This window comes from Streptomyces sp. NPDC001222 (assembly GCF_042896945.1).
GTDB lineage: Bacteria > Actinomycetota > Actinomycetes > Streptomycetales > Streptomycetaceae > Streptomyces > Streptomyces gibsoniae.
Window position 1 is genome coordinate 190,002 of record NZ_JBIAXT010000012.1, and the last position, 23,418, is coordinate 213,419.

31 protein-coding genes are annotated in these 23,418 nt (G+C 68.8%); 25 read left to right on the plus strand and 6 right to left on the minus strand.

The window, feature by feature from the left end; all coding sequences use genetic code 11:
• Positions 1-17: 17 nt before the first annotated feature.
• The 6 genes from ACFY2Z_RS18890 to ACFY2Z_RS18915 all read right to left on the minus strand — a co-directional run bounded on the left by ACFY2Z_RS18890 (position 18) and on the right by ACFY2Z_RS18915 (position 7,727).
• Positions 18-1,328 (minus strand): M48 family metalloprotease, encoded by a 1,311-nt coding sequence (locus ACFY2Z_RS18890; RefSeq protein WP_390745259.1) that lies wholly within the window; start codon positions 1,326-1,328, stop codon positions 18-20.
• A gap of 59 nt (positions 1,329-1,387) precedes the next feature.
• Positions 1,388-1,933, minus strand: coding sequence for a Pycsar system effector family protein (locus ACFY2Z_RS18895; protein ID WP_390745260.1), 546 nt, complete (start codon positions 1,931-1,933; stop codon positions 1,388-1,390).
• Positions 1,930-3,642 (minus strand): hypothetical protein, encoded by a 1,713-nt coding sequence (locus ACFY2Z_RS18900; protein WP_390745261.1) that lies wholly within the window; start codon positions 3,640-3,642, stop codon positions 1,930-1,932. Before ACFY2Z_RS18900 ends, ACFY2Z_RS18895 begins: the two co-directional genes overlap by 4 nt.
• A 71-nt stretch (positions 3,643-3,713) precedes the next feature.
• On the minus strand, positions 3,714-5,927 hold the full coding sequence (locus tag ACFY2Z_RS18905; protein ID WP_390745262.1) for a hypothetical protein: 2,214 nt from the start codon (positions 5,925-5,927) through the stop codon (positions 3,714-3,716).
• Entirely contained in the window at positions 5,924-6,799 is an 876-nt protein-coding gene (locus ACFY2Z_RS18910) for a hypothetical protein (protein ID WP_390745263.1), read from the minus strand. The genes ACFY2Z_RS18905 and ACFY2Z_RS18910 overlap by 4 nt, the downstream gene beginning before the upstream one ends.
• A 163-nt stretch (positions 6,800-6,962) precedes the next feature.
• Complete coding sequence (locus ACFY2Z_RS18915; RefSeq protein ID WP_390745264.1) at positions 6,963-7,727, minus strand: Crp/Fnr family transcriptional regulator; 765 nt, start codon at positions 7,725-7,727, stop codon at positions 6,963-6,965.
• Between the two features lie 452 nt (positions 7,728-8,179).
• On the opposite strand from ACFY2Z_RS18915, the gene rpsL reads away from it, so the two are divergent.
• The 25 genes from rpsL to rpsE all read left to right on the plus strand — a co-directional run bounded on the left by rpsL (position 8,180) and on the right by rpsE (position 23,418).
• Positions 8,180-8,551, plus strand: a complete 372-nt coding sequence (gene rpsL / locus ACFY2Z_RS18920) for a 30S ribosomal protein S12 (RefSeq protein ID WP_003948652.1) — start codon at positions 8,180-8,182, stop codon at positions 8,549-8,551.
• 2 nt (positions 8,552-8,553) lie between these two features.
• Positions 8,554-9,024, plus strand: coding sequence for a 30S ribosomal protein S7 (rpsG, locus tag ACFY2Z_RS18925; RefSeq protein ID WP_003992340.1), 471 nt, complete (start codon positions 8,554-8,556; stop codon positions 9,022-9,024).
• A 39-nt stretch (positions 9,025-9,063) separates the two neighbouring features.
• Positions 9,064-11,190, plus strand: coding sequence for an elongation factor G (gene fusA, locus ACFY2Z_RS18930; protein ID WP_311696779.1), 2,127 nt, complete (start codon positions 9,064-9,066; stop codon positions 11,188-11,190).
• Positions 11,191-11,332: 142 nt separating this feature from the next.
• On the plus strand, positions 11,333-12,526 hold the full coding sequence (gene tuf, locus ACFY2Z_RS18935) for an elongation factor Tu (protein ID WP_390745265.1): 1,194 nt from the start codon (positions 11,333-11,335) through the stop codon (positions 12,524-12,526).
• A 253-nt stretch (positions 12,527-12,779) separates the two neighbouring features.
• Entirely contained in the window at positions 12,780-13,655 is an 876-nt protein-coding gene (locus ACFY2Z_RS18940) for a helix-turn-helix domain-containing protein (RefSeq protein WP_390745266.1), read from the plus strand.
• Positions 13,652-13,861 carry a DUF397 domain-containing protein gene (locus tag ACFY2Z_RS18945; protein ID WP_390745267.1) on the plus strand — a complete coding sequence of 70 codons (210 nt, stop codon included), beginning with the start codon at positions 13,652-13,654 and terminating at the stop codon, positions 13,859-13,861. Before ACFY2Z_RS18940 ends, ACFY2Z_RS18945 begins: the two co-directional genes overlap by 4 nt.
• A gap of 442 nt (positions 13,862-14,303) precedes the next feature.
• Entirely contained in the window at positions 14,304-14,612 is a 309-nt protein-coding gene (gene rpsJ, locus ACFY2Z_RS18950) for a 30S ribosomal protein S10 (RefSeq protein WP_003948644.1), read from the plus strand.
• Positions 14,613-14,629: 17 nt separating this feature from the next.
• Positions 14,630-15,274 carry a 50S ribosomal protein L3 gene (gene rplC, locus ACFY2Z_RS18955; protein WP_311696777.1) on the plus strand — a complete coding sequence of 215 codons (645 nt, stop codon included), beginning with the start codon at positions 14,630-14,632 and terminating at the stop codon, positions 15,272-15,274.
• Between the two features lie 8 nt (positions 15,275-15,282).
• Complete coding sequence (gene rplD / locus ACFY2Z_RS18960; RefSeq protein ID WP_311696776.1) at positions 15,283-15,939, plus strand: 50S ribosomal protein L4; 657 nt, start codon at positions 15,283-15,285, stop codon at positions 15,937-15,939.
• The gene (gene rplW / locus ACFY2Z_RS18965; RefSeq protein ID WP_390745268.1) at positions 15,939-16,358 is read left to right on the plus strand and encodes a 50S ribosomal protein L23; all 420 of its coding nucleotides are present in this window, start codon (positions 15,939-15,941) and stop codon (positions 16,356-16,358) included. Before rplD ends, rplW begins: the two co-directional genes overlap by 1 nt.
• Positions 16,359-16,396: 38 nt before the next feature.
• Positions 16,397-17,233 carry a 50S ribosomal protein L2 gene (gene rplB / locus ACFY2Z_RS18970; RefSeq protein WP_311696774.1) on the plus strand — a complete coding sequence of 279 codons (837 nt, stop codon included), beginning with the start codon at positions 16,397-16,399 and terminating at the stop codon, positions 17,231-17,233.
• A gap of 12 nt (positions 17,234-17,245) precedes the next feature.
• A complete protein-coding gene (rpsS, locus tag ACFY2Z_RS18975) occupies positions 17,246-17,527 on the plus strand; it encodes a 30S ribosomal protein S19 (RefSeq protein ID WP_053759516.1) in 282 nt (93 codons plus the stop codon).
• Between the two features lie 45 nt (positions 17,528-17,572).
• Entirely contained in the window at positions 17,573-17,920 is a 348-nt protein-coding gene (gene rplV, locus ACFY2Z_RS18980; protein WP_390745269.1) for a 50S ribosomal protein L22, read from the plus strand.
• On the plus strand, positions 17,920-18,741 hold the full coding sequence (rpsC, locus tag ACFY2Z_RS18985; RefSeq protein WP_003998826.1) for a 30S ribosomal protein S3: 822 nt from the start codon (positions 17,920-17,922) through the stop codon (positions 18,739-18,741). The genes rplV and rpsC overlap by 1 nt, the downstream gene beginning before the upstream one ends.
• Positions 18,742-18,746: 5 nt before the next feature.
• The gene (gene rplP / locus ACFY2Z_RS18990) at positions 18,747-19,166 is read left to right on the plus strand and encodes a 50S ribosomal protein L16 (protein ID WP_103837549.1); all 420 of its coding nucleotides are present in this window, start codon (positions 18,747-18,749) and stop codon (positions 19,164-19,166) included.
• A complete protein-coding gene (gene rpmC / locus ACFY2Z_RS18995; protein WP_018564811.1) occupies positions 19,166-19,390 on the plus strand; it encodes a 50S ribosomal protein L29 in 225 nt (74 codons plus the stop codon). The genes rplP and rpmC overlap by 1 nt, the downstream gene beginning before the upstream one ends.
• Complete coding sequence (gene rpsQ, locus ACFY2Z_RS19000) at positions 19,390-19,674, plus strand: 30S ribosomal protein S17 (protein WP_263231444.1); 285 nt, start codon at positions 19,390-19,392, stop codon at positions 19,672-19,674. The genes rpmC and rpsQ overlap by 1 nt, the downstream gene beginning before the upstream one ends.
• A gap of 99 nt (positions 19,675-19,773) precedes the next feature.
• Positions 19,774-20,142: a 50S ribosomal protein L14 gene (gene rplN / locus ACFY2Z_RS19005; RefSeq protein ID WP_003998823.1), complete on the plus strand. Its 369-nt coding sequence runs from the start codon at positions 19,774-19,776 to the stop codon at positions 20,140-20,142.
• Positions 20,143-20,144: 2 nt separating this feature from the next.
• Positions 20,145-20,468, plus strand: coding sequence for a 50S ribosomal protein L24 (rplX, locus tag ACFY2Z_RS19010; protein ID WP_265566060.1), 324 nt, complete (start codon positions 20,145-20,147; stop codon positions 20,466-20,468).
• Positions 20,468-21,025 (plus strand): 50S ribosomal protein L5, encoded by a 558-nt coding sequence (gene rplE / locus ACFY2Z_RS19015; RefSeq protein WP_023547375.1) that lies wholly within the window; start codon positions 20,468-20,470, stop codon positions 21,023-21,025. The genes rplX and rplE overlap by 1 nt, the downstream gene beginning before the upstream one ends.
• A gap of 5 nt (positions 21,026-21,030) precedes the next feature.
• Positions 21,031-21,216 carry a type Z 30S ribosomal protein S14 gene (locus ACFY2Z_RS19020; RefSeq protein ID WP_003948630.1) on the plus strand — a complete coding sequence of 62 codons (186 nt, stop codon included), beginning with the start codon at positions 21,031-21,033 and terminating at the stop codon, positions 21,214-21,216.
• 209 nt (positions 21,217-21,425) lie between these two features.
• Entirely contained in the window at positions 21,426-21,824 is a 399-nt protein-coding gene (gene rpsH, locus ACFY2Z_RS19025) for a 30S ribosomal protein S8 (protein WP_007494756.1), read from the plus strand.
• Between the two features lie 24 nt (positions 21,825-21,848).
• On the plus strand, positions 21,849-22,388 hold the full coding sequence (gene rplF / locus ACFY2Z_RS19030) for a 50S ribosomal protein L6 (protein ID WP_390745270.1): 540 nt from the start codon (positions 21,849-21,851) through the stop codon (positions 22,386-22,388).
• A 3-nt stretch (positions 22,389-22,391) separates the two neighbouring features.
• Positions 22,392-22,775, plus strand: coding sequence for a 50S ribosomal protein L18 (rplR, locus tag ACFY2Z_RS19035; RefSeq protein WP_365161929.1), 384 nt, complete (start codon positions 22,392-22,394; stop codon positions 22,773-22,775).
• A gap of 37 nt (positions 22,776-22,812) precedes the next feature.
• The gene (gene rpsE / locus ACFY2Z_RS19040) at positions 22,813-23,418 is read left to right on the plus strand and encodes a 30S ribosomal protein S5 (protein WP_365161927.1); all 606 of its coding nucleotides are present in this window, start codon (positions 22,813-22,815) and stop codon (positions 23,416-23,418) included.

Consider the following 23,418-nt stretch of genomic DNA (forward strand, 5'->3'; position numbering starts at 1 on the left):
CCGGCCCGCGGCCGGGCTCAGCGCCCCGGCTGGAGGTAGGGCTGAAGATGGTGCAGCCGGGTGTGGTAGTCCGGGTGCGAGGAGAGCAGCCTGCCGAGGGTGCCCTCCTCCACGGGGACGCCCCCGTTGCGAGCGGCCTGCTCGGCCTCCGTCCGCTGCTCCTGCTGATGCAGCTTGTGCAGGACGGCGGCCAGCATCGGGGCGAAGCCGAGGGCGGCCGCGTGCTCGTCGGCGCGCAGCTCGGAGCGGCGGCCCACGGCGGCGAGTGCGTAGGGGACGCCGAGGAGCAGCAGCGGCAGTCCGTAGAGCGTGCTGATCGTCGCCAGCGCGAGGCCGCCCATGAACAGCACCACGAAGGCGACGCCGAAGCAGCCGAACGCCCGCGACACCTTGAACGCGAAGCCGGAGAACGCCTTGAGAAGGCGCCAGGCCACCCGGCCGGGCAGCGCGTACCAGTAGCCGAGCAGTGAGGACCATGCGTGGCCGCCGACGTGGTGGCCCAGCTCGTGCGCCAGTACGGCGGCCAGCTCGCCGTTGGGCAGCTGGTTCATGGCGAAGCGGGTGACACCGACGATATGGCCCGCCGCGGCGACCGCGTTCAGCCCGTCGCTGTCCTCCACCCACAGCTCATAGCTGCGGCCCTCGATCCCGGCGCGGGCCGTGACCGTACGCCACACCGGTTCGAGTTTGGCTCGTTCTTGTGGAGTGGGGTAGCGCAGACGAAGCAGATGGCGCGCGAGGGCGCTTTCCGTCGGGCGGTGGAACACGAGTGCGCCGCTGGCGATCCAGGCGAGGATCACCAGGACGGCGAACTTGCCGAAGAAGGCCGAGACCAGGGCGACCACGAAGAGGCTGCACAGGAAGTTCGGCAGATGCAGCAGGAGGTTGCCGACGGCGGTGGCGTCGGTGCGCCGCTGGTCCTTCGACAGGTGGACGCGGCCGTGGTCGGTGCTGATGTGGTGCGGGTGCGCGGGGTCGTCGGGGGACAGGGGCGGTGCCTCGGGTGGCGCGGGCGGGGGAGTCGGACCGGCCTGTGCGGGGTGGGGCGGTGGGGCCGACTGGGGATACGGGGGAGGGGCCGACTGCGGGTACGCGGGCGGGGCCGGGTACGGAGGCGGGGGTGCCGCCTGGGGGTACTGCGGGGCCGGGCCCGGCTGCGGGTGGTGCGGGGCGGGGCCCGGCTGGGGGTGGTGCGGGGCGGTGGGGCCGGGCTGCTGCGGGTAGGCGGGAGGCTGTTGCGGGTACTGCGGCGCTATCGGCTGCTGTGCGCCGGTGTGGGCCGGTGAGCCGGGGTACTCCGGCGGGACCGGTTGCGGTGGTTGGGACATGGTCGTTCTTTCCTTCGTCTGCGGGTGCGGGGACGAGTGCGCTACGGCGGGTCGGCGGATCAGCGGATCAGCAGAGAGGCGGGCAGCAGGACCGTGCCGGAGCCGAAGGCGACGAGTCCCGCCCGGATCCACTGGTGCTTGCGCGCGGCGATCCGGCTGGTCTCGGCGAGCGCCCTGGTCAGTCCGGCCGTGGGCAGGCGCTCGGTGTCGGCGAGCGCGCTCTCCAAGTGGCCGTGCTTGACGGCCTGTTGAATGTCACCGAAGTAGGACAGCGGAAGGCCCGGCGCCCAGGTCCCGGAGCGGTAGCGGGGGAGGACGGCGAGCAGCAGGGCGAACAGCGAGAGGGCGAGGCAGACGGCTCCGGCCCACCACAGCACGGTGCCCGCTCCGGAGAGCGCGGCCGGGGACCACTGCCGCCCGGCGAGCAGCCCGCTGAAGACGCCCGCGGTCATGCCGAGGGCGGCGACCAGGACCGATGCCTTGCTGTCGGCCCGGGAGATCTCGGCCCGCAGCTCGGTCAGGAGTCGTTCACAGAGCTGGGCGCGTGCCGCGGGGTCGGCGGGGCTGCCGGTGGGCGGGGCGGGCGCAGGGCCGGGGGCGGTCATGTGCCGCCCTTCTCGGTGCCGCTTCCGGTCCCTCCGGGCCCCATGAACGTGCCGGTGTCCTCGCCGTCCTCGGTGTCCGCGGCGCCCCTGGGATCCTCGCCGGCGACCGGGGCCGGGGCCCCGGCGGGCACGGTGGGCGTGGTGCCGTAGCCGGGCGGGGGCTGCCAGGCCGGGGCCTGACCGGCGCCGTACGCGCCGTGCTGCGGATCCTGCGGTACGCCACCGGCGCCGTACGGCACGGCCGTCTGCCAGGGCTGGGGCGCGCCCGGAGCCGGCGGAACGAAGGGCGGGGCGCCCGGAGGCGGCGGTGTGAACGGGGGCGCGCCCGGAAGCGGGGGTGTGAACAGCGGGACGCCCGGCACCTGCGGTGGGAAGGGCGCGGCGTTCGGCACCGGCGGTGGGAACACGGGTCCGCCCGGGGCCGACCCTGGCTGGGGACCCGGGAATCCGAGTGGGCCGCCGGGTCCCGGGGCCGCCGCGGCCGACGGCGCCTGGCCCGGCACGGTGTCGTCCGGCCGCGCCGCCGAGGGGTTCACCGGCGGCTCGGGCGCGCCCGGATAGACCGGTCCCGTGCCCTCGGGCAGCGGGGCCGGGGTCTGGGGGACGCCGGGCAGCCGCTGGGTGAGGATGTCGTTGACCGTGCGGAGGGCCAGCTGCTTGGGCCCCTCCAACTCGTAACCTTCCGCCGCGTCACCGTTCAGGAGCTGGCGTACGAGTTCCATCTGCGACTGGATCATGCGGAGTTGGTCCTCGCGCATGCTGGCCATGACGAGCCGTGAGTCCTCCGGGTGCTGGGCGAGATGAAGTGCCCAGGCGTGGACGCCGCCCTGCTGGAGATGCCACTCGTAGAAGGCGACCTTCTGGGCCTCGAGCTGCTGAAGTTCCAGCTGCTGCTGACCCTGTTGCAGCGCGAGCTGGTGCTGCTGTCCGCTGTGCAGCAGGGCCTGCTCGTACTGCCACCGCTGCTGCTGGATCATCAGTTCCTGCTGCTGGGTGCCGTAGGCTATCGCCCGTTCGATCTGCAGGGAGTCCTGCTGCCGCTGGCGGCGGTCGGCCTCGACGTCGACCTCCATGCCCCGCTGGGTCACGCGGACCTGTTCGGTGGCGGTGTGGTCGATGGCCTGCAACCGCTGCTGGTGCTCGATGTTGGCCCTGTCGCGCTTGATGCGCAGGGTCCAGGTGACCTGCAGGCCCGCGGGTGCCCCGAGCGGCCCCAGCACGGTGACCGCCTGGAGCAGCTCCTGTTCGGCCGCCGCGCTGTCGGCGATGGCGAAGCGGCGGGTCACCGGCCGGGCGGCCTGCTGGAGTTCGCTGAGCACCAGGCCGGGCACGTCCCGGTGACCGCTCGCCACGAACCGGGCCGGGTCCAGGACCTGCCAGGAGATGTCGACCTCGGCCGTGAACTCGAAGGCGTCGTTGTCGCTGGGCAGCGCGAGTTCCGACGTCCAGGGATGCACGCCCATGTCCACCTCGTACACGGCGGTGTACCGGTTCGCGGCGACCTCGGCGCGCGTCGGGCGCCGCGGCGGCAGATATGCCTCGTAGGAGCCCTTCGGGGTGGAGAAGACGAGTGCGTGGTCGATGCGGACGAGCTGTCTCAGGTTGAACTCGAAACGCGACAGCTGACGCACGGTGAGCACGGGGTCGACCAGCTGCGTGTGCCGGTCCGCCGACTGCTGCCACTCGGGCTGGCGGTGGAAGGTGGGCATGGTGCGTGTGGCTCCTCGGGACGTACCGACGGACGTGCGGACGGGTCACGGGCTTGTGCGCGGAGGTGAGGTCAGCGGGTGGGCAGCGTGGTGAGCAGGCGGGACGCGACCAGCGGCGGGGGATCACCGTCCTCGCCGGACATGGTGCGCAGCAGATGGCTCAGCCGCTGGTGCTCGGCGGCCGTGGTGACGAGCGTGGGCAGCAGCGCGGCCAGCGCCCACTCGACCGCCGTGGACCGGTCGGCGATGAGCACCCACTCGCGCAGCACCTCCAGCGCGTGCCGGGTGGTGCGCGGGTCGGCCAGGGCGGCGCGCCACAGATACGGGACACCCTGCGCGGCCGGCCTGCCCTCGGCCGCCGAGCGGGCGAACCAGCCGAGGACCAGTGGAGTGCCGTAGCGCTGGTCGTCGTTCTCGGTGCGCCTGCAGGCGCCGACGAACCCGCCGAGTGTGAGGTCGTGCACGGCCCGGTCGTCGTCCAGATGGGTGCGCAGCTCGGCGAGGACCGTCTCGCTCGCCGCCGACAGCAGCAGCAGCTCCACCGCCTCGGCGAGCTCCCGCGCCAGCTCGCCGTCGATGTCGTCGGGCGCGTCCGCGTACAGCCGCCGTACGGCGCCGCGCAGCGCGGCCAGGGCCTGTTCCGGGCGCTCCGGGCCGAGCAGCCCGTACGCCCGCACGGCCACCCAGCGCAGCCGTGGATCGTCGCCCGCGCACCAGGTGTCGAGGATGCGCGGGATGTTGGGCGTGTCGATGAGATGGGCGAGGGTGAGGGAGTTTACGGCGACGAGCCGGTGCCGGAACAGCTTGGAGGTTCCCCACGGCTCGATGACCAGGGCCATCGCCGACGGCAGATCGGTGCGGGTGAGGACGGCGACGGTGGCGGCGGCGCGGGTGCGGACCAGGGGGCGGCCGTCGTCGGCGAGCCGGCGCAGCCAGCGGATCAGGGCGGGGCGGGCGGAGGGATGCCCGGTCCACACCTCGCGCAGCAGCACCAGGGAGGCCCGCTCGTCGCGGAATCTGGCCTTCTGCTGGGTGACCGGGCCCCACTCGGTCTGCTCGTCCTCCGAGTACCGCTCGGCACGCGCCCGTTGGAGCCGTTTGCCGACATGGGTGCCGAAGACGGGCACCTCGGGGACGTGGGCCGGGTTCTCGGTCTCCTGAAGGAAGCGGTAGAGCAGGTCGCTGAGTTCGGCGGTCAGCGCGTACGGGCCTCCGTCGAAGGCGGCCAGCGCGACGAGGAACGCCTTGTCGCGCAGATGCAGGGAGGCGTCGTCCTCCTCGAACCACTCCTGGACCTGGGACTCCAGCGAGACCAGGGAGAACTGGCCGACCGCGTCCTCGGCGACCTCCCCGGCGGCGTACCGGCCGAGCAGCTGGGCGAACGCGGCGGCCTCGCGCGGCTGGTGGCTGCGCTCCAGGAAGTCGGCCACCTGCGGCAGGTCGAGCAGCTTGGCGGCGGTCTCCTCGTCGGTGCGGGCGCGCAGCTGCGCGGCGAGGACATCCGCGGCGGCCGGTGCGCGCCACTCCTCGGCGGTCACGTCGTCCAGGGCGGCGCCGGGGTCGAGGGTGACGACCAGATAGGCGTCCCGTTCGGCGAGACGGTCCCGGGCGGCCAGCAGATGGGTCCAGCGCAGCGGGTCGTCGCGGCGCGGGGCCAGGTCGCACAGGACATGACCGCGGGCCTGGTGCTCGCCGGTGACCAGGTCGGCCAGACCGCTCGGGCCGGTGTCGTGCACCAGGGTGCGCACCGGGAGGGCGCCGAGGCGGTGCAGCAGCATCAGCGCGGCGGTGCGCCGGCCGGTGAACCGGCCGCCGGACAGCACCAGGACGCGGTCGTCGCGCAGCCGGCCGAGCAGCCGGGACATGAGTCTCTCGTCGGCGACGAACCGGCTCGACAGCTCCTCAAGGGTGGCCGCCGGTATCTCGCCGGACGCGGAGGCGGAGGTGCCGAAGCCGGGGGCCGGGAGCTGGTAGATCTCCGTCTTGCTGCCGAGGAAGACATCGCCGGAGAAGTGGCCGCCGCTGATGCCGCCGTGCTGGTCGCCGCCGAGCAGCCCGCCGCTGAAGCGGGCCCGGGCGCCGACGTTCATGGACCGCGGGCTGTGGTCGACCAGGTCCCGCCGGGCGGACCAGGCGTTCTGCGGCTGGTCGCGCTCCTCGGGCTCCGGCTGGTCGCCGTGCCCGGTGTCGTCGGAGGGTGCCGGGTCGCCCGGCGGCTGGTCCTTCGCCGCGCTCCCGGCGTCGGGCACCGGGTGCGGGGGAGTCCCCGCCTCGGGGGTGCTCATGCGCGCTCGCCCCGCTCATGTCCGCCGCCCTCGCCGAGGACGACGTCGCCGGAGAAGTGGCCGCCGCTGATGCCGCCGTACTGGGCACCGCCGATCACGCCCCCGCTGAACGTGCCGCCCTGGATCGTGACGACAGGGCCCGGCGCCGGGGCTCCCCCTGGTCCGCCCGGCGCCGGGCGGTCCTCGGGGGCGGGCGTGCCGCGCGGGGGCACCCGCGGCGCCGGGCGGTCCCCCGATCCGCCCGGCGCCTCCCCCGCCCCCGTGTCACCGTGGTCCTCGCGGCCGTTCGCGGCCGTGGCGCCGGGGACCGGTCCGTGCAGCCACGCCCTGAGCGGGCCGTTCTTGCTCTCCACCGTCACCGGGTGGAAGTCGGCGGCCGGGACGCCGACGTGGTCATGGCGCACCACCCCGGCGTAGAGGGCGTCCGAGACGCACAGCGCGAAGTCGTTCGTCCGTTCGCGCAGCGCCTCGCGCAGCATCCCGGCGTCCAGCAGCCGGCAGGCGTGGTTCAGATCGGAGCCGACCCAGCCGTCGTGCTCGTCCACCGCGACATAGCCGATGGCGACGACGCCGCGCAGCCGGATCTGCGCGGAGCGGGAAGCCATGCGGTTGACCGTCCGCAGATGCGCCGGGACATCCGTGAGCAGGGCCCGCAGCAGCGCCGTGACCGGGGCGTTCGCATCGATGAGGGCCATCACCGAGTCGCCGCGGTCGGCCCGCAGCCGCCGGGTCTCGTCGATGCCGGCGCCTTCCAGCGTGCGGTCGGTGATGTCGTAGAGCATGCGCCGCAGATACGCCTGCTCCACGTCGTCCCGGTCGCTGAACCTCTCGATGTCCAGCAGCAGGATCGTGCGGCTCACGGGATCGGTCATGGTCGCCTCTCGAGGGGGGAACGCCGTGCAGGGCAGCAGACTGGCCGCGCGGCTTCCCGACTGGTGAGGGCGGATGACGCACTCCGAGTGTGACCGTGTGCACAGAGCGTCGGACGGGACGGCCGGGGCCCGGCCCCACCTCGTCGCGGACGGGAGGGCCCCGTCAGCCCTCCAGGGGCTCCGACGGCGCGGGAACGCCCGGCGCGGGCCCCGCGGCGGCGATCCGGCGCAGGAGGTCGGGGCGCAGGATCAGCAGGGTGCGGCGGCCCGTCACGACGGCTTCCCTGTCGCGCAGTTCGCGCAGCAGCCGCTGCACCATCTCCCGTGAGGCGCCCACCGATCCGGCCAGCTCCTGCTTGCTCAGCGGCACGGCCAGCTCGACGCCGTCGGCGGTGCGCCGGCCGTGGGTGCGGGCGAGGTCAAGCAGCAGGACCGCGAAGCGTTCGCGCACGCTCATGGACGCGAACTCCAGCCGGCGCCGGTCCGCCGCGCGCGTACGGTCCGCGGTCAGCCCCAGCAGGGCGAACGAGACGGCGGGGGAGCGGTTCAGGAAGTCCTTGAACCGCTCGTGCTCCACGGCCGTCGCCCGCACCGCCTCCAGCGCGGTCACCGTCGCCGACCGCGGCCGGCCGGTGAGCGCGGCCGACTCGCCCACGATGTCGCCGGGCCCGCGCAGCGCGAGGAGTGCCTCGTAGCCGTTGGCCGCGGAGGCGGTGACCTTCGTCCAGCCGCGCACGAGGAAGAGGACATGGGACGAGGGCTCGTGCTGGTGCACGAGCACCATGCGCGGGCTGAAGGTCAGCTCACGGCCGAGCGCGAGCAGGGCCGAGCGGTCCTCGGCCTCCAGACGCGCCAGGAAGGGCACCCGGTCGTCCAGGCCGCCGTCGTCCGGTGAGTACGCCGTCGGCGGCCTCGGTGTCGTCGCCATTCCATCCCCCGATTTCTCGCGCCCGAGCGGACGGATCAACGTACTCAAAGCGCAAGACCGCGTGGTGGGGAAGCACGGGTTTCGGCCAAGCGTGGCCAAAGGGCTCGGGGTGTCCGGCGACCTGCGGCGCGACAGGGCGCGCCGTCCCTGGCGGAGCGCCGGGACAAGTGGGACGAATCCCAGGTGGCGAGGTGGAAAGTCCGGCGTGTCGCGGGGGACTCCATTTGTTTTGACCGAAGTCCGTGCGGTAGGTACGCTCAGACCTTGTGCCTGGGGTGTGCCCTGGCTCTCGTGCGTGCCTCCACACCGCTCCGGGAGTTCTGACCGGCCACCGTGATCTGCGCCCTTTTCGCCTCGCGGCGGGAGTTTGCGGGATTCGACACACCCGACCGCGTGGGTCGGAGATGTTCCAGGTTAGCTGTACCCATCGGCACACAGAAACCGGAGAAGTAGTGCCTACGATCCAGCAGCTGGTCCGCAAGGGCCGGCAGGACAAGGTCGAGAAGAACAAGACGCCCGCACTCGAGGGTTCCCCTCAGCGTCGTGGCGTCTGCACGCGTGTGTTCACGACCACCCCGAAGAAGCCGAACTCGGCCCTGCGTAAGGTCGCGCGTGTGCGCCTGACCAGCGGGATCGAGGTCACCGCTTACATTCCGGGTGAGGGACACAACCTGCAGGAGCACTCCATCGTGCTCGTGCGCGGCGGCCGTGTGAAGGACCTGCCGGGTGTTCGCTACAAGATCATCCGTGGTTCGCTCGACACCCAGGGTGTCAAGAACCGCAAGCAGGCCCGCAGCCGCTACGGCGCCAAGAAGGAGAAGTAAGAATGCCTCGTAAGGGCCCCGCCCCGAAGCGCCCGGTCATCATCGACCCGGTCTACGGTTCTCCTCTGGTGACCTCCCTGATCAACAAGGTGCTGCTGAACGGCAAGCGCTCCACCGCCGAGCGCATCGTCTACGGTGCCATGGAGGGTCTGCGTGAGAAGACGGGCAACGACCCGATCATCACGCTGAAGCGCGCGCTGGAGAACATCAAGCCGACCCTCGAGGTCAAGTCCCGCCGTGTCGGTGGTGCGACGTACCAGGTTCCGATCGAGGTCAAGCCCGGTCGCGCCAACACGCTCGCGCTGCGCTGGCTGGTCGGTTACTCCCGCGCCCGTCGCGAGAAGACCATGACCGAGCGCCTGCTCAACGAACTCCTCGACGCCTCCAACGGCCTCGGTGCCGCTGTGAAGAAGCGCGAGGACACGCACAAGATGGCCGAGTCCAACAAGGCCTTCGCGCACTACCGCTGGTAGTCGCAGTCCACATCGAGACCGAGAGAAGACTGAAGCCTTATGGCTACCACTTCGCTTGACCTGGCCAAGGTGCGCAACATCGGCATCATGGCCCACATCGACGCGGGCAAGACGACCACCACCGAGCGGATCCTGTTCTACACCGGTGTGTCCTACAAGATCGGTGAGGTCCACGACGGCGCTGCCACCATGGACTGGATGGAGCAGGAGCAGGAGCGTGGCATCACGATCACCTCTGCTGCCACCACCTGCCACTGGCCGCTGGAAGACGTCGACCACACCATCAACATCATCGACACCCCGGGCCACGTCGACTTCACGGTCGAGGTGGAGCGTTCCCTGCGTGTGCTCGACGGTGCCGTGACGGTGTTCGACGGCGTCGCCGGCGTTGAGCCCCAGTCCGAGACGGTGTGGCGTCAGGCGGACCGCTACGGCGTTCCGCGTATCTGCTTCGTCAACAAGCTCGACCGCACCGGTGCCGAGTTCCACCGCTGCGTCGACATGATCTCCGACCGCCTGGGTGCGCAGCCGCTGGTCATGCAGCTGCCGATCGGCGCGGAGGCGGACTTCAAGGGCGTCATCGACCTCGTGACGATGAAGGCCCTCGTCTGGTCCGCCGAGGCGACCAAGGGCGAGATGTACGACACCGTCGACATCCCGGCCACGCACACCGAGGCCGCCGAGGAGTGGCGCGGCAAGCTGCTCGAGGCCGTCGCGGAGAACGACGAGGAGCTGATGGAGCTGTACCTGGAGGGTTCCGAGCCCTCCGTGGAGCAGCTCTACGCGGCGATCCGTCGTATCACCATCGCGTCCGGCAAGGGCACCGGCACCACCGTCACCCCGGTGTTCTGCGGCACCGCGTTCAAGAACAAGGGTGTTCAGCCCCTGCTCGACGCGGTCGTGCGCTACCTGCCCTCCCCGCTGGACGTCGAGGCCATCGAGGGCCACGCCGTCAACAACGCGGAGGAGGTCGTCAAGCGCAAGCCGTCGGACGAGGAGCCCCTCTCCGCGCTGGCGTTCAAGATCATGAGCGACCCGCACCTCGGCAAGCTCACCTTCGTCCGGGTGTACTCGGGCCGCCTGGAGTCCGGCTCTTCGGTGCTGAACTCCGTCAAGGGCAAGAAGGAGCGCATCGGCAAGATCTACCGCATGCACGCCAACAAGCGTGAGGAGATCGAGTCGGTGGGCGCCGGCGACATCGTCGCCGTCATGGGTCTGAAGCAGACCACGACGGGCGAGACGCTGTGCGACGACAAGGCGCCGGTGATCCTGGAGTCCATGGACTTCCCGGCGCCGGTGATCCAGGTGGCCATCGAGCCCAAGTCGAAGGGCGACCAGGAGAAGCTGGGCATCGCGATCCAGCGCCTGGCCGAGGAGGACCCGTCGTTCCAGGTCCACTCGGACCAGGAGACCGGCCAGACCATCATCGGTGGCATGGGCGAGCTGCACCTCGAGGTGCTGGTCGACCGTATGCGCCGTGAGTTCAAGGTCGAGGCCAACGTCGGCAAGCCCCAGGTCGCTTACCGTGAGACGATCCGCAAGGCCGTCGAGCGCATCGACTACACGCACAAGAAGCAGACCGGTGGTACCGGCCAGTTCGCCAAGGTGCAGATCGGCATCGAGCCGCTCGAGGCCGGCGACACCTCGTACGAGTTCGTGAACAAGGTGACCGGTGGCCGTATCCCGAAGGAGTACATCCCTTCGGTCGACGCCGGTGCGCAGGAGGCCATGCAGTTCGGCATCCTCGCCGGTTACGAGATGACCGGCGTGCGTGTCATCCTGCTCGACGGTGGCTACCACGAGGTCGACTCCTCCGAGCTGGCGTTCAAGATCGCTGGTTCGCAGGCCTTCAAGGAGGCCGCCCGCAAGGCCAGCCCCGTGCTGCTCGAGCCGATGATGGCCGTCGAGGTCACCACGCCCGAGGACTACATGGGTGAGGTCATCGGTGACATCAACTCCCGCCGTGGCCAGATCCAGGCCATGGAGGAGCGTGCCGGCGCCCGTGTCGTGAAGGGCCTGGTTCCACTGTCGGAGATGTTCGGCTACGTCGGCGACCTCCGCAGCAAGACGTCGGGTCGCGCGAGCTACTCGATGCAGTTCGACTCCTACGCCGAGGTTCCGCGGAACGTCGCCGAGGAGATCATCGCGAAGGCCAAGGGCGAGTAACGCACCCCGTTTACACGCTTTAGGCTTGACACCGACCGCCGGGGGTTCTTCCTCCAGAAGAACCCCGGCGGGCGGCACCCCAGCAAAGATCACCTGGCGCCGATGAGTAAGGCGTACAGAACCACTCCACAGGAGGACCCCAGTGGCGAAGGCGAAGTTCGAGCGGACTAAGCCGCACGTCAACATCGGCACCATCGGTCACATCGACCACGGTAAGACGACCCTCACGGCCGCCATTACCAAGGTGCTGCACGACGCGTACCCGGACCTGAACGAGGCCACCCCGTTCGACAACATCGACAAGGCGCCCGAGGAGCGCCAGCGCGGTATCACCATCTCCATCGCGCACGTCGAGTACCAGACCGAGTCGCGTCACTACGCCCACGTCGACTGCCCGGGTCACGCGGACTACATCAAGAACATGATCACCGGTGCCGCCCAGATGGACGGCGCGATCCTGGTGGTCGCCGCGACCGACGGCCCGATGCCGCAGACCAAGGAGCACGTGCTCCTGGCCCGCCAGGTCGGCGTTCCGTACATCGTCGTCGCCCTGAACAAGGCCGACATGGTGGACGACGAGGAGATCCTGGAGCTCGTCGAGCTCGAGGTCCGTGAGCTCCTCACCGAGTACGAGTTCCCGGGCGACGACGTTCCGGTCGTCAAGGTCTCCGCTCTGAAGGCCCTCGAGGGCGAGAAGGAGTGGGTGGACTCCGTCCTCAACCTGATGGCCGCCGTCGACGAGTCGATCCCGCAGCCCGAGCGCGACGTCGACAAGCCGTTCCTGATGCCGATCGAGGACGTCTTCACGATCACCGGTCGTGGCACCGTCGTCACCGGTCGTATCGAGCGCGGCATCCTCAAGGTCAACGAGACCGTCGACATCATCGGCATCAAGACCGAGAAGACCACCACCACGGTCACCGGTATCGAGATGTTCCGCAAGCTGCTCGACGAGGGTCAGGCCGGTGAGAACGTCGGTCTGCTCCTCCGTGGCATCAAGCGCGAGGACGTCGAGCGCGGCCAGGTCATCATCAAGCCGGGCTCGGTCACCCCGCACACCGAGTTCGAGGCGCAGGCCTACATCCTCTCCAAGGACGAGGGTGGCCGCCACACGCCGTTCTTCAACAACTACCGTCCGCAGTTCTACTTCCGCACGACGGACGTGACCGGCGTCGTGACCCTCCCCGAGGGCACCGAGATGGTCATGCCGGGTGACAACACCGAGATGAAGGTGGAGCTCATCCAGCCCGTCGCCATGGAAGAGGGCCTGAAGTTCGCCATCCGTGAGGGTGGCCGCACGGTGGGCGCCGGCCAGGTCACCAAGATCGTCAAGTAAGTACCCCTTGCTTGAGGGTCACCCGCTGACCTGAAGAGGCCCGTACGACTCCGGTCGTACGGGCCTCTTCGCGTTCCCACGGCGGATTTTCGGATCACCTCACTCAGCGTGGCCGAATGCGCCTACCGTGAGGGGTGATCGAGCGGTTGCGTGCGGTGACTGTCGGCGGGCTGTCCAGTGCTGTCCGGGCTGTCGGGCTCGTTGCGACGGGTAGGGCGTCGCGGTACGCGGCGGGACTACGGAGGGGCGCGGTATGTCGGTGGACGGCGAGGCGGGGCAGCTCCGCGGGGAGGCGGACGAGCCGGGGTGGGAGGTGGATCCGGACGACGAGTGGGGTGTCGCCGTCATCACCACCGTGGGCCGGCAGCTGAAGCTGCGCCGGGAGGCCGTGGGGCTGCGGGCCGCCGAGTTCGGCCGGGCCGTGGGGTACGGAGAGGACCTGGTCTACAAGGTCGAGGGCGGGAAGCGGATCCCACGGCAGGACTACCTGGTGCGGGCCGACGAGGTGCTGGACGCGGGCGGGCTCATCGCGGCGACCTGGGAGGACGTGCGGCGGGTCCGGTATCCGAAGAAGGTTCGGGAGCTGGGCAAGCTGGAGGCCAGGGCGGTCGAGATCGCTCTGTACGAGTGCCACATCGTCCCCGGACTGCTGCAGACCCCTGATCACGCACGGTCCGTGATCGGCGCGGCACAGCCGCCGTACTCGCCGGACGACGTGGAGCGCATGGTGGCCGCACGTCTGGCCAGGCAGTCGGTCTTCGAGCGCTCGCCCGCTCCGGCACTGAGCTTCGTACTGGAAGAGGGAGTTCTGCGACGTCCCATCGGGGGCACAATGGCGTGGCGTCAGCAGCTCGAACGCCTGCTGGAGGTGGGGCGGTTGCACAACGTCGTACTCCAGGTGATGCCGTTGAGCTGCGACACGCATTCCGGCCTCGACGGCCGGATCGAATTGCTGAAGTTCCCGGACGGCACGGCGGTCGGCCGCTCGGACGGCGCGTTCAACGGCCGACCGACCCCCGATCCCAAACACCTGCGCATCCTTGAGCTGCGGTATGGCACCATCCGGGCTCAGGCGCTCTCTCCAGGGGAGTCGCTGGGCCTTATCGAGCAACTGCTGGGAGAGACATGATCCGCAAGACCACGGCCGGGGACGCCTTCGAGCTGGCGTGGTTCAAGAGCAGCTACAGCGGTGGCAACGACGGCAACTCCTGTGTGGAGCTGGCCGTCACCCTCGGCGCCGTGCACGTCCGTGACTCCAAGCAGTCCGAGGGTCCCCGGCTGGCGCTGACCCGTGCCGCGTGGTCCGCCTTTGTGCCCTATGTCTCCGGGAGCTGATCTCCGGGGCGGGACACGCCGGTCCGCGGTTTGACCTATGCCACTCCCGGGGTATTCTTCCCGGCTCGATTGGCCAGGCCCCCGCCTGGTATGGCAGACTAGCGGGGTTGCTCGGTCGAGTGTTGATGCTGCGCGCCTCCCGCCGGGAGGACCGGAAGCGAGTCCCACAGTACTCGTCGCCCTAACTGCCTCACGGCAGCGCTGGGGCGGACGTACGGGAATCTTCCGGGAAGTGTCGGCGCGGCACCGGCCAGGCACCCGGTGGGCTTTCCGCCCTCGGTCCCACGGTTCCGGCAGGGCCGTGCGCAATCCCCGTCAGGGATGTTCGAACAAGGGACATTCATGTCAGCGGGGGAGCGACACGCCCGACCGCGTGGGTCGGAGAAGAGGGCTGGAACACCGGGTTCCAGAGCGTAAGAAGAGACAGGACTACGAAGTAGCCATGGCGGGACAGAAGATCCGCATCCGGCTCAAGGCCTACGACCACGAGGTCATCGACTCCTCGGCGAAGAAGATCGTCGAGACGGTGACTCGCACTGGTGCGTCGGTCGCGGGCCCGGTGCCGCTGCCCACTGAGAAGAACGTGTACTGCGTCATCAAGTCGCCGCACAAGTACAAGGACTCGCGCGAGCACTTCGAGATGCGCACGCACAAGCGCCTGATCGACATCCTCGACCCGACTCCCAAGACCGTTGACTCTCTGATGCGACTCGACCTCCCGGCCGGTGTCGACATCGAGATCAAGCTCTGAGGGTCGGTGATCTGAGAATGGCTAAGCAGATCAAGGGCATCCTGGGCGAGAAGCTCGGCATGACGCAGGTCTGGGACGAGAACAACCGTGTTGTTCCCGTGACCGTCGTCAAGGCCGGGCCGAATGTCGTGACCCAGGTCCGTACGAACGACGTCGACGGCTACGAGTCGGTCCAGATCGCCTTCGGCGAGATCGACCCGCGCAAGGTGAACAAGCCCCTCAAGGGCCACTTCGCCAAGGCGGACGTCACCCCGCGTCGTCACCTCGTCGAGCTCCGCACGTCGGATGCCTCCGAGTACACCCTCGGCCAGGAGATCACCGCTGAGGTGTTCGAGGCCGGTGTGAAGGTCGACGTCACCGGCAAGAGCAAGGGCAAGGGCTTCGCCGGTGTCATGAAGCGTCACAACTTCAAGGGCCTCGGCGCCGGACACGGCGTTCAGCGCAAGCACCGCTCCCCCGGTTCGATCGGTGGCTGCGCCACCCCGGGCCGTGTGTTCAAGGGCGTCCGCATGGCGGGCCGCATGGGCAACGAGCGTGTCACCACCCAGAACCTGACCGTCCACGCCGTTGACGCGGAGAAGGGTCTGCTGCTCATCAAGGGCGCGGTTCCCGGTCCGAACGGCGGCCTCGTCCTGGTCCGCACCGCGGCCAAGGGGGCCTGAGGTAACCGATGAGCACTGTTGACATCCTTTCGCCTGCCGGCGAGAAGACCGGTAGCGTCGAACTCCCCGCGGAGATCTTCGGCGTGGAGAAGGTCAGCATTCCGCTGATCCACCAGGTCGTCGTCGCGCAGAACGCGGCTGCCCGCCAGGGCACGCACAAGGCCAAGACCCGCGCCGAGGTCCGTGGTGGTGGCAAGAAGCCGTACCGCCAGAAGGGCACCGGCCGCGCCCGTCAGGGTTCGACCCGCGCGCCGCAGTTCGCCGGTGGTGGCGTCGTGCACGGTCCCGTGCCGCGTGACTACTCGCAGCGGACCCCGAAGAAGATGAAGGCTGCCGCTCTGCGTCACGCCCTCACCGACCGGGCCCGCCACAACCGCATCCACGTCGTCACCGGCGTGATCGAGGGCGAGACCCCCTCCACCAAGGCCGCCAGGACGCTGTTCGGCAAGATCTCGGAGCGCAAGAACCTGCTCCTGGTCGTCGAGCGTGCCGACGAGGCCGCGTGGCTGTCCGCCCGCAACCTGCCCCAGGTCCACATCCTGGAGCCGGGCCAGCTGAACACGTACGACGTGATCGTCTCCGACGACGTGGTCTTCACCCAGGCCGCTTTCGAGTCCTTCGTGTCCGGCCCGAAGGCCACTGACACCGAAGGGAGCGAGGTCTGATGGCTATCCGTCACCCCGCCATTGCCTCGAAGGCCGCCAAGGCCGCCAAGGCCGCGCGCGTCGCCAAGGCGAAGCGCCACGCCACCGAGGGCAAGAACACCGTCGTCACCCCGGCGAGCAAGTCGTACTCGGACCCCCGTGACGTCCTGCTGAAGCCGGTCGTGTCGGAGAAGAGCTACGCGCTTCTCGACGAGAACAAGTACACGTTCATCGTTGCTCCGAGCGCCAACAAGACCCAGATCAAGGAGGCCGTCCAGTCGGTCTTCTCGGTCAAGGTCACCGGGGTCAACACGATCAACCGCCAGGGCAAGCGCAAGCGGACCCGCACGGGCTTCGGCCAGCGTGCCGCCACCAAGCGCGCGATCGTGACCCTCGCCGAGGGCGACCGTATCGACATCTTCGGCGGTCCGACCGCGTAAGCGGGTCGGATCGTCCGATATCGGACGAGGACTGAGAAATGGGAATCCGCAAGTACAAGCCGACTACGCCGGGCCGTCGTGGCGCCAGCGTCGCCGACTTCGTCGAGGTCACGCGGTCCACGCCGGAGAAGTCGCTGGTCCGCCCCCTGCACAGCAAGGGCGGCCGTAACAACGCCGGTCGTGTGACCGTTCGCCACCAGGGTGGCGGACACAAGCGCGCCTACCGCGTGATCGACTTCCGTCGTCACGACAAGGACGGCGTGCCGGCGAAGGTCGCGCACATCGAGTACGACCCCAACCGCACCGCGCGTATCGCGCTGCTGCACTACGCCGACGGCGAGAAGCGCTACATCCTCGCCCCGCGCAACCTGTCGCAGGGCGACCGGGTCGAGAACGGCCCCGCGGCCGACATCAAGCCCGGCAACAACCTGGCGCTCCGCAACATCCCGGTCGGTACCACGATCCACGCGATCGAGCTCCGTCCGGGCGGCGGCGCCAAGCTCGCCCGCTCCGCAGGTGCCTCCGTGCAGCTGCTGGCGCGTGAGGGTGCCATGGCGACGCTCCGTATGCCGTCCGGCGAGATCCGCATGGTGGACGCGCGCTGCCGCGCCACCATCGGTGAGGTCGGCAACGCCGAGCAGTCGAACATCAACTGGGGCAAGGCCGGCCGCAAGCGCTGGCTGGGCGTCCGCCCGACCGTGCGTGGTGTGGTCATGAACCCTGTCGACCACCCGCACGGTGGTGGTGAGGGTCGTACCTCCGGTGGTCGCCACCCGGTGTCCCCGTGGGGTCAGAAGGAAGGCCGTACTCGTTCCGCCAAGAAGGCGAGCAACAAGTACATCGTCCGCCGCCGCAAGACGAACAAGAAGCGCTAAGGACGGGTTGAGATGCCTCGTAGCCTGAAGAAGGGGCCCTTCGTCGACGACCACCTCATGAAGAAGGTGGACGCCCAGAACGAAGCCGGCACCAAGAACGTCATCAAGACCTGGTCCCGCCGCTCGATGATCGTCCCGGCCATGCTGGGTCACACGCTGGCGGTGCACAACGGCAAGACCCACATCCCGGTGTTCGTCACCGAGTCGATGGTCGGCCACAAGCTCGGCGAGTTCTCGCCGACGCGCACCTTCCGGGGTCACGTCAAGGACGACAGGAAGTCGAAGCGCCGCTAACCGCGGATCGCATTCAGACACGTAAGTAACTCTGAAGGGACAACCATGGAAGCCAGGGCCCAGGCGCGGTACATCCGCGTCACGCCCATGAAGGCCCGCCGTGTGGTGGACCTCATCCGTGGCATGGACGCCACGGAGGCCCAGGCTGTTCTGCGATTCGCTCCGCAGGCAGCCTCGGTACCGGTCGGCAAGGTGCTCGACAGCGCCATTGCCAACGCCGCGCACAACTACGACCACGCCGACGTCGACGGCCTCTTCATTTCCGAGGCCTACGTCGACGAGGGCCCGACCCTGAAGCGGTTCCGTCCGCGTGCCCAGGGCCGTGCCTACCGGATCCGCAAGCGGACCAGCCACATCACCGTGGTCGTCAGCAGCAAGGAAGGAACCCGGTAATGGGCCAGAAGGTAAACCCGCATGGGTTCCGGCTCGGTGTCACGACCGACTTCAAGTCGCGTTGGTACGCCGACAAGCTGTACAAGGACTACGTCAAGGAAGACGTCGCCATCCGTCGGATGATGACGTCCGGCATGGAGCGCGCCGGTATCTCGAAGGTTGAGATCGAGCGCACCCGTGACCGCGTGCGGGTGGACATCCACACCGCTCGTCCGGGCATCGTCATCGGCCGCCGTGGCGCCGAGGCCGACCGCATCCGCGGCGACCTCGAGAAGCTCACGGGCAAGCAGGTCCAGCTGAACATCCTCGAGGTCAAGAACCCCGAGACCGACGCTCAGCTGGTTGCTCAGGCCGTTGCCGAGCAGCTCTCCTCCCGCGTCTCCTTCCGTCGCGCCATGCGTAAGAGCATGCAGTCGGCGATGAAGGCGGGCGCCAAGGGCATCAAGATCCAGTGCGGTGGCCGCCTCGGTGGCGCCGAGATGTCCCGCTCGGAGTTCTACCGCGAGGGCCGTGTGCCCCTGCACACGCTCCGTGCGAACGTGGACTACGGCTTCTTCGAGGCCAAGACGACCTTCGGCCGCATCGGTGTGAAGGTCTGGATCTACAAGGGCGACGTCAAGAACATCGCCGAGGTCCGCGCCGAGAACGCTGCGGCCCGTGCGGGTAACCGCCCGGCCCGTGGTGGTGCCGACCGCCCGGCCCGTGGTGGCCGCGGTGGCGAGCGGCGCGGTCGCAAGCCGCAGCAGGCTGCCGGCGCCGAGGCCCCCAAGGCCGAGGCTCCCGCGTCCGCTCCGGCTGAGAGCACCGGAACGGAGGCCTGACCGACATGCTGATCCCCCGTAGGGTCAAGCACCGCAAGCAGCACCACCCGAAGCGCGACGGCGCTGCCAAGGGTGGCACGACGGTTGCGTTCGGCGAGTACGGCATCCAGGCGCTCACCCCGGCGTACGTGACGAACCGTCAGATCGAGGCCGCTCGTATCGCCATGACGCGTCACATCAAGCGTGGTGGCAAGGTCTGGATCAACATCTACCCGGACCGTCCGCTCACCAAGAAGCCCGCTGAGACCCGCATGGGTTCCGGTAAGGGTTCTCCTGAGTGGTGGATCGCCAACGTCAAGCCCGGACGCGTGATGTTCGAGCTGTCGTACCCCAACGAGAAGATCGCCCGTGAGGCGCTGACCCGTGCGGCCCACAAGCTGCCGATGAAGTGCCGGATCGTCAAGCGCGAGGCAGGTGAAGCGTGATGTCGGCCGGTACCAAGGCGTCCGAGCTGCGCGAGCTGGGCAACGAGGAGCTTCTGGGCAAGCTCCGCGAGGCCAAGGAAGAGCTGTTCAACCTCCGCTTCCAGGCGGCGACGGGCCAGCTCGAGAACCACGGCCGTCTGAAGGCGGTCCGCAAGGACATCGCGCGGATCTACACCCTGATGCGCGAGCGTGAGCTGGGCATCGAAACGGTGGAGAACGCCTGATGAGCGAGAACAACGTGACTGAGAACACTGAGGCGCGCGGCTTCCGCAAGACCCGTGAGGGTCTCGTCGTCAGCGACAAGATGGACAAGACCGTCGTCGTCGCCGTCGAGGACCGTGTCAAGCACGCGCTGTACGGCAAGGTCATCCGCCGTACGAACAAGCTCAAGGCGCACGACGAGCAGAACGCCGCGGGTGTCGGCGACCGCGTCCTCCTGATGGAGACCCGGCCGCTGTCCGCGAGCAAGCGCTGGCGCGTCGTCGAGATCCTCGAGAAGGCCAAGTAATTCTCCTGCGAGGCATTCCTCGCAGGACAGTTCCGCCAGGCTCCGGGGGCCGCTCGTCGAGTGGCCCCCGGGGAACCGGCAGACAATCAGGAGATAGACGTGATCCAGCAGGAGTCGCGACTGCGTGTCGCCGACAACACTGGTGCGAAGGAGATCCTTTGCATCCGTGTGCTCGGTGGCTCCGGTCGCCGCTACGCGGGCATCGGTGACGTCATCGTCGCCACCGTCAAGGACGCGATCCCCGGTGGCAACGTGAAGAAGGGTGACGTCGTCAAGGCGGTCATCGTTCGCACCGTCAAGGAGCGCCGCCGTCCGGACGGCTCGTACATCCGCTTCGACGAGAACGCCGCCGTCATTCTGAAGAACGACGGCGACCCTCGCGGCACCCGTATCTTCGGCCCCGTCGGCCGTGAGCTGCGCGAGAAGAAGTTCATGAAGATCATCTCGCTCGCGCCGGAGGTGCTGTAAGCATGAAGATCAAGAAGGGTGACCTGGTCCAGGTCATCACCGGCAAGGACAAGGGCAAGCAGGGCAAGGTCATTGCCGCTTACCCGCGCGAGGAGCGTGTCCTGGTCGAGGGTGTCAACCGGGTCAAGAAGCACACCAAGGCCGGTCCGACGGCTGGGGGTTCCCAGGCCGGCGGCATCGTGACCACCGAGGCCCCGATCCACGTGTCCAACGTTCAGCTGGTCGTGGAGAAGGACGGCAACAAGGTCGTCACGCGTGTCGGCTACCGCTTCGACGAGAACGGCAACAAGATCCGCGTTGCCAAGCGGACGGGTGAGGACATCTGATGGCTACCACCACCACTCCGCGTCTGAAGCAGAAGTACCGCGAGGAGATCGCGGGCAAGCTGCGTGACGAGTTCAAGTACGAGAACGTCATGCAGATCCCCGGCCTCGTCAAGATCGTGGTCAACATGGGTGTGGGCGACGCCGCCCGCGACTCCAAGCTGATCGAGGGCGCCATCCGCGACCTCACCACGATCACCGGTCAGAAGCCGGCCGTCACCAAGGCCCGCAAGTCCATCGCGCAGTTCAAGCTGCGTGAGGGCCAGCCGATCGGTGCCCACGTCACGCTCCGTGGCGACCGCATGTGGGAGTTCCTGGACCGCACCCTGTCGCTCGCGCTGCCGCGCATCCGCGACTTCCGCGGCCTGTCCCCCAAGCAGTTCGACGGCCGTGGCAACTACACCTTCGGTCTCACGGAGCAGGTCATGTTCCACGAGATCGACCAGGACAAGATCGACCGTACCCGGGGCATGGACATCACCGTGGTCACCACGGCGACCAACGACGCTGAGGGCCGTGCGCTCCTTCGTCACCTCGGCTTCCCGTTCAAGGAGGCGTGAGCGAGATGGCGAAGAAGGCTCTGATTGCCAAGGCTGCTCGCAAGCCCAAGTTCGGTGTGCGTGGCTACACCCGCTGCCAGCGCTGCGGCCGTCCGCACTCCGTGTACCGCAAGTTCGGCCTGTGCCGCGTGTGCCTTCGTGAGATGGCTCACCGTGGCGAGCTGCCGGGCGTGACCAAGAGCTCCTGGTAACAGCCCACTTGGGTTGATGCCGGGCTCTCGGTAAGCATCTGGGTCGGCAGGCGTCCCATCTCACATGCCTTAGGCTTGTGGGGTTGGGCGTCTGTCGCCCGTACGACTTACTACGCCGTAGGTCCACCGCGCCGCACCCGTCCCGTCTCGGATCGGGGAGAGGGATGGCGCACCAGGAAACCCCGGCGAGAGAGGCCGAAGGCCAATTCATGACCATGACTGATCCGATCGCAGACATGCTGACGCGTCTGCGGAACGCGAACTCGGCGTACCACGACTCCGTGACGATGCCGGCATCGAAGATCAAGTCTCACATCGCGGAGATCCTCCAGCAGGAGGGCTTCATCACGGGCTGGAAGATCGAGGACGCCGAGGTCGGCAAGAACCTCGTCCTCGAGCTGAAGTTCGGCCCGAACCGTGAGCGCTCCATCGCGGGCATCAAGCGGATCTCCAAGCCCGGTCTCCGGGTCTACGCGAAGTCCACCAACCTGCCGAAGGTGCTCGGCGGCCTGGGCGTGGCGATCATCTCCACGTCCCACGGGCTCCTCACCGACAAGCAGGCCGGCAAGAAGGGCGTGGGTGGGGAAGTCCTCGCCTACGTCTGGTAACGGAAGGGAACGGAGGAAACAGCTATGTCGCGCATCGGCAAGCTCCCCATCGCGGTTCCCGCCGGCGTGGACGTCACCATCGACGGCAACGCGGTTTCGGTCAAGGGCCCCAAGGGCGAGCTGACCCACAACCTCGTCTCGCCGATCGAGATCGTCAAGAACGAGGACGGCACCCTCCAGGTGACCCGTCCCAACGACGAGCGTCAGAACAAGGCCCTCCACGGCCTGTCCCGCACGCTGGTGGCGAACATGATCACCGGCGTGACCCAGGGTTACGTGAAGAAGCTCGAGATCAGCGGTGTCGGTTACCGCGTGACCGCCAAGGGATCGAACCTCGAGTTCGCCCTCGGCTACAGCCACCCGATCCTGGTCGAGGCCCCCGAGGGCATCACCTTCAAGGTGGAGACCCCGACCCGTTTCCAGGTCGAGGGCATCGACAAGCAGAAGGTCGGCGAGGTTGCGGCCAACATCCGCAAGCTGCGCAAGCCTGACCCGTACAAGGCCAAGGGCGTCAAGTACGAGGGCGAAGTCATCCGCCGCAAGGTCGGAAAGGCGGGTAAGTAAGCCATGGCATACGGGCAGAAGATCCTCAAGGGCGACGCCTACAAGCGCGCCGCGATCAAGCGCCGTCACATCCGGATCCGCAAGCGGGTCTCGGGTACGGCGGAGCGTCCCCGTCTGGTCGTGACCCGCTCCAACCGCCACATCGTGGCGCAGGTGATCGACGACCTCAAGGGCCACACCCTGGCTTCCGCGTCCACGCTGGACGCGTCGGTCCGCGGTGGCGAGGGCGACAAGTCCGCGCAGGCCAAGCAGGTCGGCGCCCTGGTCGCCGAGCGTGCCAAGGCCGCCGGTGTCGAGGCTGTCGTGTTCGACCGTGGTGGCAACCAGTACGCCGGGCGCATCGCCGCTCTGGCGGACGCCGCCCGCGAGGCCGGGCTCAGGTTCTGAGCCGCCGTAGCTAGCGGAAAAGAGAGAGGTAAATCCAATGGCTGGACCCCAGCGCCGCGGTGGCGGTGCCGGTGGCGGCGAGCGGCGGGACCGGAAGGGCCGTGACGGCGGCGCTGCTGCCGCCGAGAAGACCGCGTACGTTGAGCGCGTCGTCGCGATCAACCGCGTCGCCAAGGTTGTGAAGGGTGGTCGTCGCTTCAGCTTCACCGCGCTGGTCGTGGTGGGCGACGGTGACGGCACCGTGGGTGTCGGATACGGCAAGGCCAAGGAGGTGCCGGCCGCCATCGCCAAGGGCGTTGAGGAGGCCAAGAAGCACTTCTTCAAGGTCCCCCGGATCCAGGGCACCATCCCGCACCCCATCCAGGGTGAGAAGGCTGCCGGCGTTGTGCTCCTGAAGCCCGCGTCGCCCGGTACCGGTGTTATCGCCGGTGGTCCGGTGCGTGCCGTGCTCGAGTGCGCCGGTATCCACGACGTGCTGTCGAAGTCGCTCGGCTCCGACAACGCGATCAACATCGTGCACGCGACCGTGGCGGCCCTGAAGGGTCTGCAGCGTCCCGAGGAGATCGCGGCTCGCCGTGGTCTGCCGCTCGAGGACATTGCTCCCGCGGCCCTGCTGCGTGCGCGTGCCGGGGCGGGTGCGTAA

Excerpts from the sequence above, each read along its gene's own strand:
- ACFY2Z_RS18890 (WP_390745259.1), bottom strand. The coding sequence starts at position 1,328 with ATGTCCCAACCACCGCAACCGGTCCCGCCGGAGTACCCCGGCTCACCG.
- ACFY2Z_RS18895 (WP_390745260.1), bottom strand. The coding sequence starts at position 1,933 with ATGACCGCCCCCGGCCCTGCGCCCGCCCCGCCCACCGGCAGCCCCGCC.
- ACFY2Z_RS18900 (WP_390745261.1), bottom strand. The coding sequence starts at position 3,642 with ATGCCCACCTTCCACCGCCAGCCCGAGTGGCAGCAGTCGGCGGACCGG.
- ACFY2Z_RS18905 (WP_390745262.1), bottom strand. The coding sequence starts at position 5,927 with ATGAGCACCCCCGAGGCGGGGACTCCCCCGCACCCGGTGCCCGACGCC.
- ACFY2Z_RS18910 (WP_390745263.1), bottom strand. The coding sequence starts at position 6,799 with ATGACCGATCCCGTGAGCCGCACGATCCTGCTGCTGGACATCGAGAGG.
- ACFY2Z_RS18915 (WP_390745264.1), bottom strand. The coding sequence starts at position 7,727 with ATGGCGACGACACCGAGGCCGCCGACGGCGTACTCACCGGACGACGGC.
- rpsG (WP_003992340.1), top strand. The coding sequence starts at position 8,554 with ATGCCTCGTAAGGGCCCCGCCCCGAAGCGCCCGGTCATCATCGACCCG.
- fusA (WP_311696779.1), top strand. The coding sequence starts at position 9,064 with ATGGCTACCACTTCGCTTGACCTGGCCAAGGTGCGCAACATCGGCATC.
- ACFY2Z_RS18940 (WP_390745266.1), top strand. The coding sequence starts at position 12,780 with ATGTCGGTGGACGGCGAGGCGGGGCAGCTCCGCGGGGAGGCGGACGAG.
- ACFY2Z_RS18945 (WP_390745267.1), top strand. The coding sequence starts at position 13,652 with ATGATCCGCAAGACCACGGCCGGGGACGCCTTCGAGCTGGCGTGGTTC.
- rpsJ (WP_003948644.1), top strand. The coding sequence starts at position 14,304 with ATGGCGGGACAGAAGATCCGCATCCGGCTCAAGGCCTACGACCACGAG.
- rplC (WP_311696777.1), top strand. The coding sequence starts at position 14,630 with ATGGCTAAGCAGATCAAGGGCATCCTGGGCGAGAAGCTCGGCATGACG.
- rplD (WP_311696776.1), top strand. The coding sequence starts at position 15,283 with ATGAGCACTGTTGACATCCTTTCGCCTGCCGGCGAGAAGACCGGTAGC.
- rplW (WP_390745268.1), top strand. The coding sequence starts at position 15,939 with ATGGCTATCCGTCACCCCGCCATTGCCTCGAAGGCCGCCAAGGCCGCC.
- rplB (WP_311696774.1), top strand. The coding sequence starts at position 16,397 with ATGGGAATCCGCAAGTACAAGCCGACTACGCCGGGCCGTCGTGGCGCC.
- rpsS (WP_053759516.1), top strand. The coding sequence starts at position 17,246 with ATGCCTCGTAGCCTGAAGAAGGGGCCCTTCGTCGACGACCACCTCATG.
- rplV (WP_390745269.1), top strand. The coding sequence starts at position 17,573 with ATGGAAGCCAGGGCCCAGGCGCGGTACATCCGCGTCACGCCCATGAAG.
- rpsC (WP_003998826.1), top strand. The coding sequence starts at position 17,920 with ATGGGCCAGAAGGTAAACCCGCATGGGTTCCGGCTCGGTGTCACGACC.
- rplP (WP_103837549.1), top strand. The coding sequence starts at position 18,747 with ATGCTGATCCCCCGTAGGGTCAAGCACCGCAAGCAGCACCACCCGAAG.
- rpmC (WP_018564811.1), top strand. The coding sequence starts at position 19,166 with ATGTCGGCCGGTACCAAGGCGTCCGAGCTGCGCGAGCTGGGCAACGAG.
- rpsQ (WP_263231444.1), top strand. The coding sequence starts at position 19,390 with ATGAGCGAGAACAACGTGACTGAGAACACTGAGGCGCGCGGCTTCCGC.
- rplX (WP_265566060.1), top strand. The coding sequence starts at position 20,145 with ATGAAGATCAAGAAGGGTGACCTGGTCCAGGTCATCACCGGCAAGGAC.
- rplE (WP_023547375.1), top strand. The coding sequence starts at position 20,468 with ATGGCTACCACCACCACTCCGCGTCTGAAGCAGAAGTACCGCGAGGAG.
- ACFY2Z_RS19020 (WP_003948630.1), top strand. The coding sequence starts at position 21,031 with ATGGCGAAGAAGGCTCTGATTGCCAAGGCTGCTCGCAAGCCCAAGTTC.
- rpsH (WP_007494756.1), top strand. The coding sequence starts at position 21,426 with ATGACCATGACTGATCCGATCGCAGACATGCTGACGCGTCTGCGGAAC.
- rplF (WP_390745270.1), top strand. The coding sequence starts at position 21,849 with ATGTCGCGCATCGGCAAGCTCCCCATCGCGGTTCCCGCCGGCGTGGAC.
- rplR (WP_365161929.1), top strand. The coding sequence starts at position 22,392 with ATGGCATACGGGCAGAAGATCCTCAAGGGCGACGCCTACAAGCGCGCC.
- rpsE (WP_365161927.1), top strand. The coding sequence starts at position 22,813 with ATGGCTGGACCCCAGCGCCGCGGTGGCGGTGCCGGTGGCGGCGAGCGG.